We start from the raw sequence: 16,321 nt of genomic DNA on the forward strand, positions 1-16,321 counted from the left end.
GTAAATCGTCGGGATTTGAATCGGCGGTACGATTAATGGTTCGAACAGAGACCGCGTCTTGTGGTTCTCCGGTCGGCGATAGGCGCCGATGATTCTCGGCCTGACGATATGACCAGATGAAGGCGATGCTGCGCGCCGAGCGACGACCCGGTTGGCCGCGGAGGAGGAAGCTCAGGCACGGACACTGCTGATACGGAAGCTCAAACTCACGATCAAGAAGCTCGGGGATGACAGTTTGAATGAGCGCCGGCCCACTCGTATCCCATATCCGCGTGATCTGGTGGTGATACCATCCGATCTGTCGGCCGTTGCCGGAGATGCCGTAGTCGGCGCAGTGCCTCGGATCACCCGTGACAAGTGCGCGTGCTGCTCCGGAACGGACGATGCCGGTTGACCCGATACCATTCCGTCACGGAAGCCAGCGCGGGCGTAGCGGTCTTTCGCCGTTATCTGCCGGACGACATTCTTATCCTTCCTCGATTGCCCCCACAAATGAGTGAAGCCAAAGAAGTCGAATGTGGTCCCCGCCGTCGCGGGATGACGCCCACCTGGGCATTTGAACCGGAAATCGACGAGGCGGGGTTTGGTCGGATGGAGTTGAAGCCCATACCGATCGAGCCGCTTGCCCAGGACATTCAGCAATCGGGTCCTCGAAGACGATCACCGCGTCATCAGCCCATCGGACCAGTTGGAAGCGCCCCTTGGGCTGCGGTCGCGCCATCTGCTCGAACCATTCATCCAGCAGGATGGTAGAGACGAGCCTTGAAGCTGTAGCCTTTGCGGAGCCTCACTGTTGCTGACGTTTTCACGTCAGTGCCCTCACCGAGCCGGCATGGCTTCTTGAACTCGCCTCCCAAGCAGAGCCCGGCGTGCAGATTTCCCGCACCCGGCTCCCCAGATGACATTCGCGAAGAGCGCCTCATCACACCGTCGGATGCAAGTTTCGAGCGAACGGAAGCTCGAACCACGAGCGGTCGCCCAATTGTGCCCAACTCAGCCGGCGGCGTTGGCCACGGCGTTGTAGGGCTTGCTTCCACTGTCGCTGGGTTTCAAGGCGGATCCAGCTCAGTTTACGGTCGCAGTGGGTGCAGAGCGAAGTACTGATAGAAGCCGCGCAGCATCACCGTTAGGTGTTGTTGCTGTTCGCGTCTCTTCCAGTGCCGATGCTCGAGCAGCCACTCGCGGGTACGAGCGAGGAACTTTCTGCAGCTCTTGGTGCTGGGGATACGGATCAGGGCGAACTGCCCGCTCCGGTCAACCCAAGAGACATGCTTGAAGCCGAGAATTTCAAATGTCTCCGGACTCTGTCCGTGCTTGTCCCGCATGGTGGCAGCAAAGCGTCCAAAGAGTAGCAGCCGAGTCTTTTCCTCGGCCAGCTCCAGATTGAACTGCGCGAACCGCTCCTGCAACTGGCGCCGGAAGTTCTGCACATCGTCCTGGAACTGGAAGCACCCCACGAACTCATCAGCAAAACGCACCAGATATGCCTCGCCTCGACACAGTGGTTTGAACTTCTTCGCAAACCAAAGATCGAGCGTAAAGTGCAAGTACAGATATCGGGCCCCCTTGCTGAGTCCCTTCCTGGCTCCAGCCATTTTGATATCAGCTGAAGGATGATCGGGTCGGCAATCCGGTGAGCCACCATCCGGCGTAACCACTGATGATCAATGCAGGTGAAGTATTTCGAGATATCGACATCCACCACCCAGCGCAGCCCTTGCTCAATGAATCCATTTCGCAACATCATAGGCCGATTGTCCCGATCCGAAGCCGTACGAACCCGGAAGTCCGTCTCATAGATCGGCTCCAGCAGCAGGAGAACCGCCCGCTGCGCCACCTTGTCTTCCAGTGTCGGAACGCTAAACGGCCGTTCGGGGCCATCTGCTTTCGGAACCTAGTGCCGCCGCACCGGCGACACGACGTATCGATTGGATTTGATGCGTGCCAGAAGGTCATCAAGATTGACCTTCAGGTTTGCATCGTAGTCCGCCATCATGCCGTCGATGTCGGGCGCGCCATCCTTGCCCGTCAGGTGATAGGCTTCGAGCATCCATTCACGGTCGATCGGGTGATGCAGCGAGATCAGCATCCCGCTGGGGATGCTTCCTCGCCAGATCAGGTTCGCGGGACTCAGCGTTCCCTCCCGATGACGAGTCCCTTCCTCCAACGGGTCCGGCCGAGCCCGCCTTTCTCAGTACTCTGAAGCCACCACGACTTCCTGCCGTGCACATCCGTCAGCTTGTGTCTTCGCCTAGGGATTCCATGTGTCTTGGTACTTCGTATTCGTATTTGCGCTCCCGATTTCCCCAAGTTGATCGGGCCTGGAGCGTTGTTTCGAGCGTTGTTTCGGCCGGTGCTCCGTGCCGGCTTTCCACCTGGACACGACCGGAATTTCTCAGGTTTCCTGCCGACCCATCCCGTACCTTTGCCCTGATCGAAGACCCCGGCCGAACCGGTAGGCCTGACCATAGCGGCTTTCCCAGTGCTGCCCCCAGGCCCAACACCGCGAAGGCTTCGGCACGACCATGATTTCGAAGCTCACCACTGAGCTTCGGTACGAATCTCGCATCTCAAACTCTTGTTCCTAATTTCTTCAATGTCCCGCAGATCGTGCAAGTGCCTCGCGTCTTATGATGAGCTCGGCGGCAGTTCGATGATTCCAGTATCATCTTCTATGGCGATATGGGTCCCAAATGGCTTCGACATGGCCTTTAGACGTTCCAAGATGACGTTTGCTTGCGGTGCAGGCGCCAAGCGGGGGACGCCGCGGTTGGCAAACCTCTTCGAGTGACCAAGGTCAATTGGATAAAGCCGGATCTCTGTGAGCTGATTCTTCTCAAATCGGCTGACCGTGACGATACTGTCATAAAAGACCGGATCTGAAAAACCCGGATCTGTCCGATACCCCTCTGACATTTCGCTGACCGTCACCTCGGCATCCGTGTGGGATCGGGGATCTCTGCCGTATGCATCGAACATGTCAGCGCCAACGGGCGTTCGGAGGTCATCCATGATGAAGTTACCAAGGCTATAGAATATGGGTCGGCGCTTGTAGATCTCGATACCTCGCAACCGGTGAGGCCCGTGCCCGATATATGCGTCGGCTCCAGCGTCAATTAGCCGATGAGCAAACGATTGTTCGTAATCGGGCGGCTCCTGGCTCCAATTACCAGGCTCGTGACCATGGTTGGTGGCGATGCAGAAATCGCCGAACTGCTTGCCTTGCCGAACGTTTCGCAGAATGGCCCTGACGTCCCGAGGGTCGGGTTGATAGCTGTAGCCGGCTTTGGCGCCCGACCTGTATGTTACTCCAGCTAGCACAACGGCATCTAGATCGTCGCGGTTGGGGATGGAGTCCGGTAATGCGCTTCGAACCCGCCTTAAACCCTTGAGCATCTCCGCTGGAATCACGGTGCTTCTCTTCAAACGCAAGCTGTTCAATCCCGGTCTGCCTGGCGCGCCTCCAGCCGGATCGCATGCCCGAGACATTGGCGTGAACGATGTGGCAAACGATACCAATGCCACGCGACCGCGTGTGGTCTCTAGAAAGCGAGGGGCACCGGCTTGCGCGAGGTTTTCGCCAACGCCCGCATGGACGATCCCGTTTTCATCGAGCACGCGGCTGGTCTCCCGCATGCCTTCGAGGCCCCAGTCAAATGCGTGGTTGTTCGCGTAACTGACGAGATTAAAACCCATCGCCTTCAAGTCAGGTCCGAGTTCCGGAAGGCTAACGTGATATGCACCGCCGTATTCAGCCTGCGGACTACCCTTGAACGTTCGGACATCGAAGATGTTGGTTTCCATATTGCCAAACGTGACATCGGCATTACGAAGTATCTTGACCAGTACGCCGAAACCCTGATCTTGACCTTTGGTCAGAGGCCTCGTCACAATGAGATCGCCGACCGCTACCATCGTGAAGCCGTCCGCGACGTTCGTTGCAATCGAACCAGCTGCATCATAGGCAAACTCCTGCCGGACCGAATTCTCTTCTGAGGGTCTATTCATGGGGTCTCCAATGGGTCGATTCGCTCATGGAAGTCATCTGCGCTCTGCTTACCGAGCATCCCGCTGTCCCGAAAGGGGTTTTTGATGGTTGTGACGCCCACAATTCCTTGCGGCACAACAGCTTAAATTCAGATACTTTGGATGATAGATAGGGCGACTGCGACAGCGAGGCAGACTAGTCATTCTGAGGCCGACAGGCTCGGCAGCCATGGCTGCGCGAACGTTCCTCAGAGAGGAGTCTGGAGCTGGCCTGTCCGAGTTGGAGAAGAATACTTTGCGGTCTGCTCAATCCGTGGTCCCGTCGCTGGTGCGCGCACGTGACAAGCTACGATCCGGCCATCGGGCATGGGCGCCAAAGGCGGCGCTTCCATCCGGCAACGCTCGATCGCGAGCGGGCAGCGCGGATGAAAAGCGCATCCACGCGGCGGATTGATCGGGCTTGGCACCTCACCTTCCACCGGCGCCTCCAACCGAACCAGCGTTGGATCCGGCACCGGAGCCGCCGCGATCAGCGCCTCGGTGTAGGGATGCACCGGCGTGGCGAACAGCGCCTCGCACGGGGCCAGTTCCACGATGCGGCCCAAATACATGACTGCAACGCGATGGGCGATATGCTCGACGACGCTCAAGTCATGCGAGATGAAGATGAATGCGATGCCCATCTGCCGCTGGAGGTCGAGCAGCAGATTTAAGATCTGGGCCTGCACGGAGACGTCCAGCGCGGAGACCGCCTCATCTGCGATGATGAGCGAGGGCTTAAGGGACAGCGCCCGCGCGATACCGAGCCGTTGCCGCTGCCCCCCTGACAATTCGGATGGAAACCTATGCATTATTTCGGGCCGCATGCCCACCTTTTGAAGAAGGTCCGCGGCAAGCGCATGGCACTGCTTCCGGTTGAGGCGTTCGAAATTCTCGACGGGTTCGGTGATGATCTGTCCGGCAGTGAGACGCGGGTTCAGCGATGAATAAGGATCCTGAAACACCATCTGCATCCGGCGGCGCCAGGCGCGAAGCGCATGCGCATCGAGGCCCGCGATGTCAGTGCCCTCGATCAGCACGCGCCCGGCCGTCGGCTCGACGATTCGCATCAGAAGCCGCGCGACGGTGGACTTGCCACAGCCGGACTCGCCGACGATACAGAGTGTCTCGCCGGCATCGACAGAGAAGGAGACGTCCTCCACTGCCCGCACCACCGGGCCCCTCTTCCTAAGGAAACCAGAACCAAGTAGATAGTGCTTGGTCAGATTCTCGACTTTCAGCAGCGGATTGCTCATGCGCTCATGACCTCTTCGGAACGCCAGCATGCTGCAGCATGGCCGAGACCGACATCGCGCATCGTAGGCGTCTCTTCGCGGCACTTGCCAATTGCAAAAGGGCAGCGCGGCGCGAAGCTGCACCCGATAATCGGATCGCGCAGGGTCGGCACAATACCGGGAATTTCTGGAAGGCGCTGTCTGCGGCCGCGACGCCGATCGGGCACCGAGCGCATAAGGACCTGGGTATAGGGGTGTGCAGGATGTGCGAACAGGTCCGCTACATTCGCCTGCTCCACGATCCGGCCGGCATACATGACGATCACACGCTGGCATGTCTCGGCAACAACACCTAGATCGTGCGTGATGAACATCACGGCCGTTCCCATGCGTTCTTTCAGATCGACGATCAGCCGCAGGATCTGGGCCTGGATGGTGACGTCGAGCGCAGTGGTCGGCTCATCGGCAATCAACAGTTCCGGCGAGCAGGCCAGCGCCATGGCGATCATCGCTCGCTGGCGCATGCCCCCCGACATTTCGTGTGGATAGTTCTTGACCCGGCGATCGGGGTCCGCGATGCGGACGAAACCTAGCATCTCTTCCGCCTTATGCATCGCTTCCGACCGGGAGATTTTCGTATGGATTTGCAGGGCTTCTGCAATCTGACGACCGACAGTATGAACGGGATTCAGACCCGTCATCGGCTCCTGAAAGATCATGGCGACCCGATTGCCGCGGATCTTTCGTATCTCCCTTTGGGAGAGCTTGAGAAGGTCACGTCCGTGAAAGCGGATCTCCCCACCGACGGTCTTGGCGGAGAGCTTGGGCAGCAGGCGAAGAATGGACAGCGCGGTGACGCTCTTGCCGCAGCCGGATTCACCGACCACGCCGAGCGTCTCGCCCCGCTTGACCTGGAAGCTAATGCCGTCCAGGGCACGGGTTACGCTGTCTTCGCCATAAAAGTGCGTCTCCAACTCATGCACATCGAGAAGCACGTCACCGCCTGCGGCTTTTTGCATGTGCATGTCAGCGCCCCCGCTTTACGCGGGGATCGAACAGGTCGCGCAAGCCATCGCCGAGCAAGTTGACGGCAAGGACGGTGACAGCAAGGCAGATGCCCGGGGCGAAGACCGACCACGGGGCGATCGCCAGATACAAGCGAGAACTCGCGATCATATTGCCCCAGCTCGGAATCTCGGGCGGCACGCCCGCGCCGAGGAAACTGAGCCCGGCCTCGGTCAGAATCGCACCCGCGCAGAGAGTTGCACCCTGGACCATCAGCGTCGGAATGGTGCTTGGGAGAATATGCCGCCACAGCACCTTCGGCAGACGCGCACCGCCGCAGAGCGCGGCCTCAACATAGGGGCGCTCTCGAACACTGAGAACAACTGAACGAACGAGCCGCGCGGTGCCCGGGATATGGGTGATCGTGATGGCGAAGATGAGGATACCGACCCCGGCCCCCGTCAGAGAAACAAGCGCCATGGCTAGCAGAATCGTCGGAATCGCCATGAGGCCATCCATGATCCGCATTAGGATACTGTCGACGACACGGTTGTAGCCCGCGATAACACCAACAAAAATAGCACTGGTGAGCACGCTCGCCGCCGAGATCAGGCCAACTAGAAGGGAGGTCCGCGCGCCGAATGCGGTACGCGCGAACACGTCCCGGCCCAGATTGTCCGTGCCGAGCCACATCACTCCAGAAGGCGACTGAAAACGCTTGAAGGGATCCATGTTCAGGGGATCACCGGCATAAAGCGGCGCGGCAAGTGCCAGAATGATCAAGACCGTCAAAAGTCCGCCGCCAACAAATAGCAGCGGATGCCGCCGTGCGAAACGAGGCAAGTTGGAGAAGCGCAGCCGGCCCATCGGCGCGGCGTCAACTGAGGCGGAGATAAGAGACATGTCAATACCGGATGCGCGGATCGATCAAAGTGTAAGTGAGATCGACCGCGAGATTGATCAGAACGTACACGCCCGAAGCGAGGATCAGCACACCTTGAATGATTGGATAATCGCGGTTGTTGATCGCATCGACGGTCAAACGACCTACACCAGGTAGGTTGAACACACTTTCCGTAATGACGACACCACCGATCAGAGAGGCGAAGCTCAGGCCTATCACAGTGAGGATTGGGACACCTGCATTCTTCAGAGCGTGGTGAAAAAGCATGGCATATGCGGAAGCGCCCTTCGCGGCCGCCGTACGCATAAAATCCTCCCATAGAACTTCGATCATGCTTGCACGCGTGATCCGGGCGATGAAGGCTATGTAGAAAAGACTCAATGCCATAATCGGCAGAATCAGATGCTCAAACCAGGGCGCGACTCCTTGCTCAATCGGCGCGTAACCTTGAACTGGGAGCCAGCGCGCCCTGATTGCGACGTAGTATATGAAAAAATAGCCTGTCACAAAAGTCGGAAGAGAAAAGCCAACTGCCGTTAAGGCCGAGAGGAAGCGATCGAGAAAGCCACCAGATCGCCAACCAGCAAAGACGCCGAAGGAGACACCGATCGCGACCGAAACAATCATCGTCAAGATCGATAGCGAGATCGTCGGCTGCAGGCGCTGCAGGATCAGCTCAAGAACGGGGCGCCCCGTAAAAATGGAGATCCCAAAATCGCCGCTCAACATGCCGGTTGCCCAATGCACGAACTGAACTGGCAGAGGATCGTTCAGTCCCAAGTTTTCGCGAATGGCTGCGATCATCTGCGGTGTCGCAGTGTCGCCCGCAATAACGGCCGCAGGATCACCAGAAGAAAGTCTGAGTAACAAAAAGACGAACACACCGACGATTGCCATAACAGCAAGAGTCGAAACAAACCTGCGAAGAATGTAAACAAGCATCAGCGTCAGGCCTCCCCCATATTCCACGTCGGAACGATCTGAGGCATGCCAACGAGGCCGATGAGCGTCTCGCGCCGGACGATTGATACAGCCGCTACTACTGGCAGGCCGCCTCTGATGAGGTCGCGTCGACAGACCATCATGCTTACCATCCTCCCTTGCTGCGACGCAATCGCTGCTTCGTGCATTGTCGCACGTCGTTTCTGGTTAGATATCAGAACGTAAACGTTATTCTGAACGGATCGATGCATAGCAAAGCGGATTGACGCATTAATTCTGCGTCGCTCGATCCATTTAAGCAAGATTCCGGATTTCCCTCGTCCGAGCTGCGATCCGCACGGACTCGGGTGACGCGAGAATTGAACTTGTTGGCTGTCGGATCTGGGTCGGGGCAGTTCGGCGACGCGGCATGCGGGCAATTGCGTGAGAACTCGCAGGTGCAAATTCGCCGCTCCTCGTCCGCATCCTTCGAAAGTATAACCCGCGAGTGAAGTCGAGGGGCACTCGGATGAAGCGAAGAAAGTGTTCAGGAACTGCGGGCTGGTGGAATGGCCACCCAAGACGAAAGCCTTGACCTCAGGCGAATTACCGAGGTTTTGACTGCGTAAGAGGGGCTGGTCGGCATCTGCCTTGGGCCATTGCCGCGTCCCAACACCAAAGCCTCTGCCAATCGGCTGAGACTCAGATTTGAGCAGACAACGCTCAGTCACGACTCTTCGAAGATCCACGTTAACGCGACCTCCCTTGGAAGGTCAGTAATTCCTCGACGGAGGGCCTATACTCGGGCTTACAACTGCAGGAATTTATCGGCACTGTCGATCTAACGCATGACGACCGCTCCATCCTCAACGCGCTCAAGAGGTTTACTGTCTCATCCGGCTTCGGTCGCTATGCCTACATTCAGGTTCACGCGAACGATGCGGCTGCTTTCAGCGATTATCCAGCGGAGTGGCTGAACCTCTATTTTTGCAAAGCGACACACGATCATCGCCTTGTCGTGACGACCGCTAAGCGCAGCATGCGGATGTTTGCCTTGGCGGCTGAGGAGCGCGGTGTGCGCAGGAGCTCGGGCGAGATCCAGCAATTCTAATCGCAGGCAGCTAATCTAATCGCAGGCAGCTAATTTCGGCATGGAAACGCCGAAGCCGTCGGGAGCGGAGATCCCAGCGTGGGATCGGATCCGACGCCGGCGGCTTTGGCGCTAGCTAGCCTATATTCATGTGCGCGCATGAGCCTCGTGTCTGAGTTGTCCTGGCAGCGGCCGTAGCTCATAATGGAATCAGCTATAATATTTTGCGAAGGGTCGGTCCGGCCATCGGCCGCATCATTGAGACCCTACAGGGATTGTTGCGGCGTTCGCATTCAACGCGACGTCTTCGCTCCTCATCGCGTTTAGATTGGGATTGAACCGGTAGACGTATGGCTTTACGCCCGAAGTCGTAGGCGCAGGTAAACTGCATTTCCTTCGAGTCTATGCATAATTCAAGCGTACGCGGGCCGAAATTGCTTATTTAGGCGTCCCATCGTCAAGCATCCTCATCGCAGCAGACTGCGAGGGACATAGCTATGAGAATGTCGCGACGCGAACTCGTCAAAATGACGTTGGCTGGAGGGGCGGCGGTGTCCCTGCCATCAATCGAGCGGGCACAGGCGGCACCAACAGCCGCGCGGACCGTGCGCATGCAAATGAACGATCTCCGAAGCTTCGATCCGGTCGCTTCGACGGGTGTCATCACTCATAATCATGCTCTGGCCATTTACGATGTGCTATTCGGATTGGACTCGAAAAGAAGGCCCCAGCCTCAGATGGTGGAGAATTGGGCGATCTCGGACGATAAGAAGACCTACACATTTGAACTCCGGGACGGCTTGAGCTGGCACGACGGAACGCCCGTAACCGCCGCGGATTGTGTGGCCTCGATCCGTCGCTGGGCACAGGTTAACCCCGGCGGGCGGTTGATCATGGAGAGAGCCAAGGATGTTTCGAAAAAGGACGACAAAAGGTTTTCGATCGTCCTCAAGGAGCCGCTTGGAATTCTCATAGATATCTTGGCGAGTTCGGGGCTTGCTCTGTTTATCATGCGAGAAAAGGACGCTGACCGCCCCGCAACCGAACAAGTCACCGCGAACATTGGCTCAGGGCCGTTTAGGTTCAATGAGGCTCTCGCTAATCCAGGGGCGAGCTTTACTTATGATCGCAATGAAAAATATGTACCCCGCAAAGAGGCGCCGGACGCATTTGCGGGCAGAAAGATCGTCAAGGTCGATCGTATGATTTGGCAGAACATTGCCGATCAGCAGACCGCCCTTGGGGCGCTGCAAACAGGCGAGCTTGACCTCGCGTTCCCTTTGCTTGATCTACTTCCAGTAATCGAGAGCGATCCTAATCTCGTAATTGAGATTGTGGACAATGCGGGCATCGACTTTTTTGTCCGGATGAACTGTCTGCAGAAGCCTTTTGACAGCGTGAAGGCGCGGCAAGCGATGCTCCACCTCATTGATCAGGAAGCATTTTTGCGCCTGCGCCCCGCTGCATACGGCTCACGCGTCATTTCGATATTTGGAAACAATACACTTTATACCAATGACGAAAACACGGGATGGTATAAAAAAGGCGGGGATCCGGAGAAAGCTAAGCAACTGTTCAAGGAGTCTGGATACGCCGGGGAAAAGGTCGTTATTCTTGATCCCACAAATGCGGCCTGGGCGCACGATCCTGCGCAGATCGTGGCGAGTTCGTTGCGCAAGATCGGAGTTAATGTCGAACTTGCTGCGATGGACTGGGCACAGGTCTTGGCACTTCACCCGAACAAGTCACCCGTTGATAAGGGCGGTTGGAGCATTTTTATATCAGGTTGGCCGAACCAGGCTCTGGAGGATCCGGTCGGCACTCCTTTTCTCCAAGCAGATGGAGAGAAAGCGTGGTCTGGATGGCCGAGAAATGACGACTATGAAGCTCTCCGCGCGAAATGGCCTGACGTGGATTCGCTCGAAGAGCGAAAGGAACTGGCGCGTAGAATGCAGGGGTTGTGGTGGGACTTCGTCGGCGCCGTTTTTTTGGGCCAGGGCGTCTCTCCCGTCGCTCACCGCAAGACACTCACCGGGCTGATCAAGGCACCTGGGTTGCGCCCGTTCTGGAACATGCAGAAAGCGCAATGAGCGCTCGCCCATCCGGACACTCTCCAAAACCGGCCAGAGGCGCTGACCATGGCGACCGCTGCGCCGGTTCGGGTGTGGGCTTTGCGGCAGGTACCGATCGAAGGCAAGGTGCCGACTGCTGTCAATCTTCCGAGCGGGTGCACCTTTCATCCAAAGTGCCCCGCTCACAACGAGCCATGTGACGGCGCCGCCTTTAGTACTGATGGCAAACAGTTGAGTCGTAGCATTTCACGTGCACGGGCTGTCCGCAGACGATCCAGCTTCGCAGACTGTAGAACCAGCATGCCGATCCAAAGCTTTCGCTAGAGCTGAATCCTCGCAAAAGTCGTCCGCGCGAAACAAGCCGTTTGACTTACAAGGCTAGTGCGTCGCAGCCCACCCTGCGTAGACGTCTACGCAAGTTTCACCTGTTTAAGGAGAGTTTTCGCATGCCCGTCGTTAACCGCATCGCCGGCCTGCGTCCCGACATTCAAGCGTGGCGCCAAGACCTTCATGCTCATCCGGAATTGGGGTACCAGGAGCACCGTACGTCCACCTTCGTGGCCGAGCGCCTGCGTGAGTTCGGCTGCGACGAAGTGGTCACGGGCCTCGGCAAAACTGGCGTTGTAGGCGTCATCAGGGGCAGAGGAGCTGAATCTGATCGCAACATGAAGGTGCTTGGGTTGCGTGCTGACATGGATGCGTTGCCGATCGAGGAAGCGACAAATCTACCCTACACCTCCAAGACTCGGGGCGTTATGCACGCCTGTGGACATGACGGACATACAGCAATGCTGTTGGGTGCCGCTCGCTATCTTTCCGAAACGCGCAACTTTACTGGATCAGCAGTCATAATCTTCCAACCGGCGGAAGAGAGTGGTGCTGGGGCCAAAGCGATGATCGAAGATGGTCTGATGGAGCGTTTTGGGATTGGTCAAGTCTTCGGCATGCACAACCAACCTGGCCTTCCGGTTGGTACTTTCGCGCTGCGCGAGGGCCCAACTCTGGCGGCAGCGGATCCGGTGAGTATTAGTATCCAAGGGCGCGGAGGGCATTCCGCAAATCCGCACGAATGTATCAACCCGGTCTTCGTCGGAGCTCAATTGATCACCGCGCTAGAGCAAATCGTTGCTTCAAACGTCGATCCGCGCGAGCCGGCTACACTTTCAATCAGCGTATTCAATTCTGGCAACTCGGGCAGTATCATTCCGGAAAAAGCGGACCTCAACGGCCGTATTCGTACGACGACCCCAAAAATGCGTCAGTTTATCAGGCAGCGAGTTGGTGAGGTGGTCAACGGCGTCGCTGGCCTAACCGGAGCAAAAATAGACCTTAGTATCCGGGATGGCTACCCCGTGACGTTTAATCATGCAGCAGAGAGCCGCTTCGCGATCAATGTGGCGAAGGAAGTGGCAGGTGAAGGCAATGTGGTCGAGGCACCCCTGCACATGGGAAGCGAGGATTTCTCCTACATGTTGCAGGCGCGACCTGGCGCGTTTATCTTCTGCGGCAACGGCGACAGCGCAGGACTTCATAATCCTGGCTACGATTTTAATGATGAAGCAATTCTTCACGGTACGTCGTTCTGGATAAGGCTCGTCGAAACCGCGCTTCGCGGTGACGTCTAGGTTCATATGAGTGAAGAGCCGGCGGCAGCTGAAGCAATCAACGATCCCGGCGGAGCCGTTGGGTCCTAACGTCGTCGACAGGTGGTGCAGATGCCTGAACAATTACTAGGGTGAACGCGAAGATGCGTCCGTCGATTTCACAATCCGCAAACGCAGAACCTGCCTGAAGCGAAAGTTCGAAAGCTCCGCCCTTCACTGTACCGCATTTACCCTGCACAACGCCGAACAGGCGCGCCACAATTACGACCGTCGCGCCGGCGATCAGCTGGCTGAAAGGTCGGCGAAAAGTGCCTCGCCGAGTTCACCCATGAAACGCGCGACCGCGTTGTCGGTCCGAAACGACGGGTCCGCACCAGTCGCGAAAGCAGTCATCGCCACCTTTACGCCCAGGCGCTCAACGATGACTGCATCGCCGCGAAACCCCGAAAAAAAACCTGTCTTGCCGGCGACCGCCAGTTCGAGTTCGGTGCCGCGGTCGCGCGCATAGGGATTGTAGGGCAACTTGCGCGGCAAAAGGTCTAAATAGTGCTGGCGCGACATGATTTCGTAGATGGTTTGCGAAGCCCGAACGCTAATCAACTGCCCCTTGGCAATAGCGATTAGGGTCGTAAGGAAGTCATTCGCGGCGCTCACTGCAAATTTCGTAGGATCGTCGCCGATCTTCTCGAAGTCGAGTCGATTGACGAGACGCGTCGAGCTAAGGTTGGTTTCGGCGATCACGCGATTGATCGTGTCCAACCCAATCAAATCAACCACGATATTTGTGGCGGAGTTATCGCTCAGAATAATCATGAGCGTAGCCACGTCGCGGAGAGGCATAGTTATGCCGGGCGAAAGGTGCTTCAGCACGCCCGATTCACCGACAAGATCGCTGCTTTTCACGGAGATGGTCTGATCGAGAGACTGATTTCCCTTCTCGACCTCACTCAACAACGCTATAAGGATCTGAAGCTTGATGCAGCTGGCAGTCGGAGTCGATTTCTCCGCGCGCCAAGCAATTTTTGCCTGTTGAGATGTTGCATCCCGCAAAGACGACATCTCCGGTCCACTTTCTGGCGAGAGCGATTGCGCCGGAACGGCTTGAAGATTCCACGTCGCTCACGAGGCCAAGAACCGTGGCTTTCGCCGGCAGGCTCCCGTCGATCGTTTTTCTCATGCGGTTTCGCCTTCACAGAAAGTTGCTCTAATTGATCGTAAAGCAACCCTTTACTGTTTGGCAGCGACTTTTGCCCAGTTCTTGCATGTTTTATGCGGCGACTACGGTATCTAACCCACGCCCACAGAGAGGCCAGTACGTCGGGCTACCCCTGACCAGCCGCCACGCAGAACGAGACGTCCATCGTGTTCGACAACCGCCACGCCAGAACCGCACGGCTCGCCCAGTCGATGATCGCGACGAGATAGAGAAAGCCGCGGCCGATGGGCAAATACTAGGGCGCGCTCCGACTGAGTCGAGCGGTTGCGCTGTCGCAGATAATCTAGCCATGTCGGACAGTGATAGCGCTCAGTCCAAAGTTCGGGGTGGGCGATGTCGCGTTCGATAGACCAGCCATAAGCGCCGGTGCGCTAGCGAAATAGCTGCACGTCCCGCATCACATTGTGAAACGCCCGTGCATTCTCCCGCGAAACGCGGTACTCAATCTCAACCATAAGCGGGCCGCTGCGTCCGGAAAGTTCGAGCCGAACTTCAGGATCGGCCAGCATCTCGGCGTCTTGCTCACGAGCGCTGATGCGTGGCATCGGGAGCCAGAGCCCCAAGATCGGTGTTACAAGCATTAAACCAGCTGAATTTTGTGTATACCCGTGACATCGGCCAGATAACCCCAAGCCCAGCTTCCAATGGCAATTCCGCCCGATCCGGCCGCCTGGTGCGCCGCAAGTGATCGATCGGCGACCCAACGCGGCGCCGCCAGCTGTACCCCAATGTTAAACAGCGCCCACGCGATCATCCACACTGCGCCCGAGAGGAACAGCGCAACTGCCGTCAATACCGGCTCGCCGCTCAACGCGACTGCGGTAATAGCGCCGCCCATCGAAAGAGCACAGGCTCGGATTGCCGCCTCGCCAGCCATGCGCTCGCGCAGCTCGGTGATATTGAGTGCCCCGACCACCGCGCCGAGACCAAAGGCGCTGAGCATAGTGCCATACATCTGTGCGCCACCATGAAGCAGGTCGCGAGCTACAATGGGCATGAGCGCGATAATCCCGCCGCCGATCACACCCATCACCATGGAGCGAACCAGCTCGATCGTGATCGACGGCGAGTTGATGATGTAGCGCGCACCTGAAACGATAGCGCGACTGAGCCTTTCAGGCGGCAGGCGACTCGGTACAGAGATGCGCTTCCATAGGAACAGCGCGATGATCAGCGGAAGATAAAGCAAGGCATTGAGCGCGAATGCAGCAACCGCACCCGCGGTTGCGACCACGATACCGCAGATGGCCGGACCGACCGCTTCGCGCAATGTTGTAGCTGATTACTGTTCAGCGTCACCGTGGCCGGGAGGGTTTCCAAAGGCACTTGTTCGCTGACCGAGGATTGCCAGGCCGGATCCACTAGGGCCATGCCGCTGCCGACTACAAAGCACAATGCCAGCAACAAATTCGGCGTGACTAAGTCAAGCCAAGCGAGCGCCGTCAGTGCGGTCGCGCCGGCGAGCGCGATACCGATCGAGACCAGTGCAATGATACGCCGGTCGTACATGTCGGCGATCGCACCGGCCGGCATCGAGATCAGCATGACCGGCAACATCAGAGCGGTTTGCACCAAGCGACCTTGTCTACCGACGATGTCATCTGCGTCATTGCCCAAGCGGCGCCGACGCTCCGAATGAGAGCGCCCAGATTGGCGAGCACGCTTGCTAGCCAGATGCGCCGGAAGGTGAGACCGTGGAGCGGTGCGGTGATGCCATCTGCGCTAAACGTCTTCCGCGCGGACGAATTGGTCATCTCGGCCCCTGCCTCGCATCCGACGATTGGATTGCCCCGGCCGTTGATGGTCCAAGAAGCTTGGCCTCGAGGAAACGGCTAGACATTTCATCTGATTTGCGCAGCTCGAGTGCGAAGACCTTATAGCAACGACCAATGCCCTGAAATAGCCGTGGAACGTGATTCTGCCCGCCTCGTGTGGGTGAACTCGAGCGAAGTCGTTGGTTTGTCAATTCCTGCGACGAAGCAGTGAGGTGGTTTGGATGTGGCACGCTCTTGGTAAGCCGACGCACCGCTGTCGCGGCATAGACCAGTCGCCGCGATCCCGACCTCGACATTGATACCATTTGTGGGGAGTAGCGGCCCTCGGCTTTGCCGCCACGGTCCGCCGGAGCATGTGCAGCCACTTCGTCCAGCGAACTGCAGAGGAACTTCCGCCAAGTTCTTGTATTTTGCATCGTCTCGTCAGAGTGGATGGCTCATGCGATCGATTGACAAGCCAATTGGTCGAGCTG

Annotated in this window: 11 protein-coding genes and 4 pseudogenes; 4 read left to right on the forward strand and 11 right to left on the reverse strand. The window is 57.6% G+C overall.

The annotated features are described in order from the left end of the window. Positions 1-1,070: 1,070 nt before the first annotated feature. The 8 genes and pseudogenes from JJE66_RS38055 to JJE66_RS16225 form a co-directional block, all read right to left on the reverse strand. Entirely contained in the window at positions 1,071-1,547 is a 477-nt protein-coding gene (locus JJE66_RS38055) for a hypothetical protein (protein ID WP_246756225.1), read from the reverse strand. A gap of 29 nt (positions 1,548-1,576) precedes the next feature. Further along, positions 1,577-1,837: pseudogene (locus JJE66_RS38925) on the reverse strand (transcription elongation factor GreAB); the annotation flags it as partial. A 57-nt stretch (positions 1,838-1,894) separates the two neighbouring features. After that, positions 1,895-2,089, reverse strand: coding sequence for a hypothetical protein (locus JJE66_RS16200; RefSeq protein ID WP_200515175.1), 195 nt, complete (start codon positions 2,087-2,089; stop codon positions 1,895-1,897). Between the two features lie 539 nt (positions 2,090-2,628). Continuing rightward, positions 2,629-4,008 carry a CapA family protein gene (locus JJE66_RS16205; RefSeq protein WP_200515176.1) on the reverse strand — a complete coding sequence of 460 codons (1,380 nt, stop codon included), beginning with the start codon at positions 4,006-4,008 and terminating at the stop codon, positions 2,629-2,631. A 227-nt stretch (positions 4,009-4,235) separates the two neighbouring features. After that, positions 4,236-5,282, reverse strand: a complete 1,047-nt coding sequence (locus JJE66_RS16210; protein ID WP_200515177.1) for an ABC transporter ATP-binding protein — start codon at positions 5,280-5,282, stop codon at positions 4,236-4,238. Beyond that, positions 5,279-6,286 (reverse strand): ABC transporter ATP-binding protein, encoded by a 1,008-nt coding sequence (locus JJE66_RS16215; RefSeq protein ID WP_200515178.1) that lies wholly within the window; start codon positions 6,284-6,286, stop codon positions 5,279-5,281. Before JJE66_RS16215 ends, JJE66_RS16210 begins: the two co-directional genes overlap by 4 nt. 1 nt (position 6,287) lies before the next feature. Continuing rightward, positions 6,288-7,169: an ABC transporter permease gene (locus tag JJE66_RS16220; protein WP_200515179.1), complete on the reverse strand. Its 882-nt coding sequence runs from the start codon at positions 7,167-7,169 to the stop codon at positions 6,288-6,290. Position 7,170: 1 nt separating this feature from the next. Next, positions 7,171-8,112 (reverse strand): ABC transporter permease, encoded by a 942-nt coding sequence (locus JJE66_RS16225; protein ID WP_200515180.1) that lies wholly within the window; start codon positions 8,110-8,112, stop codon positions 7,171-7,173. 841 nt (positions 8,113-8,953) lie between these two features. On the opposite strand from JJE66_RS16225, the gene JJE66_RS38930 reads away from it, so the two are divergent. From JJE66_RS38930 to JJE66_RS16240, 4 genes and pseudogenes are all read left to right on the forward strand, one after another. Then, positions 8,954-9,202 (forward strand): autoinducer binding domain-containing protein, encoded by a 249-nt coding sequence (locus JJE66_RS38930; RefSeq protein ID WP_409362836.1) that lies wholly within the window; start codon positions 8,954-8,956, stop codon positions 9,200-9,202. A gap of 161 nt (positions 9,203-9,363) precedes the next feature. Beyond that, positions 9,364-9,482, forward strand: a pseudogene (locus JJE66_RS38935) (MFS transporter); the annotation flags it as partial. Between the two features lie 196 nt (positions 9,483-9,678). After that, complete coding sequence (locus JJE66_RS16235) at positions 9,679-11,271, forward strand: ABC transporter substrate-binding protein (protein ID WP_200515181.1); 1,593 nt, start codon at positions 9,679-9,681, stop codon at positions 11,269-11,271. 428 nt (positions 11,272-11,699) lie between these two features. Next, a complete protein-coding gene (locus JJE66_RS16240; RefSeq protein ID WP_200515182.1) occupies positions 11,700-12,878 on the forward strand; it encodes a M20 aminoacylase family protein in 1,179 nt (392 codons plus the stop codon). A 261-nt stretch (positions 12,879-13,139) separates the two neighbouring features. Here the strand turns inward: JJE66_RS16240 and JJE66_RS16245 are convergent, their stop codons facing one another. The 3 genes and pseudogenes from JJE66_RS16245 to JJE66_RS16255 form a co-directional block, all read right to left on the reverse strand. Beyond that, entirely contained in the window at positions 13,140-13,916 is a 777-nt protein-coding gene (locus tag JJE66_RS16245) for a serine hydrolase (RefSeq protein ID WP_200515183.1), read from the reverse strand. A gap of 275 nt (positions 13,917-14,191) precedes the next feature. Next, positions 14,192-14,308: pseudogene (locus JJE66_RS16250) on the reverse strand (IS3 family transposase); the annotation flags it as partial. Between the two features lie 61 nt (positions 14,309-14,369). Continuing rightward, positions 14,370-15,827, reverse strand: a pseudogene (locus JJE66_RS16255) (MFS transporter); the annotation flags it as partial. Between the last annotated feature and the right edge of the window lie 494 nt (positions 15,828-16,321).

It is taken from the genome of Bradyrhizobium diazoefficiens (assembly GCF_016612535.1).
Classification (GTDB): Bacteria; Pseudomonadota; Alphaproteobacteria; order Rhizobiales; family Xanthobacteraceae; genus Bradyrhizobium; species Bradyrhizobium diazoefficiens_C.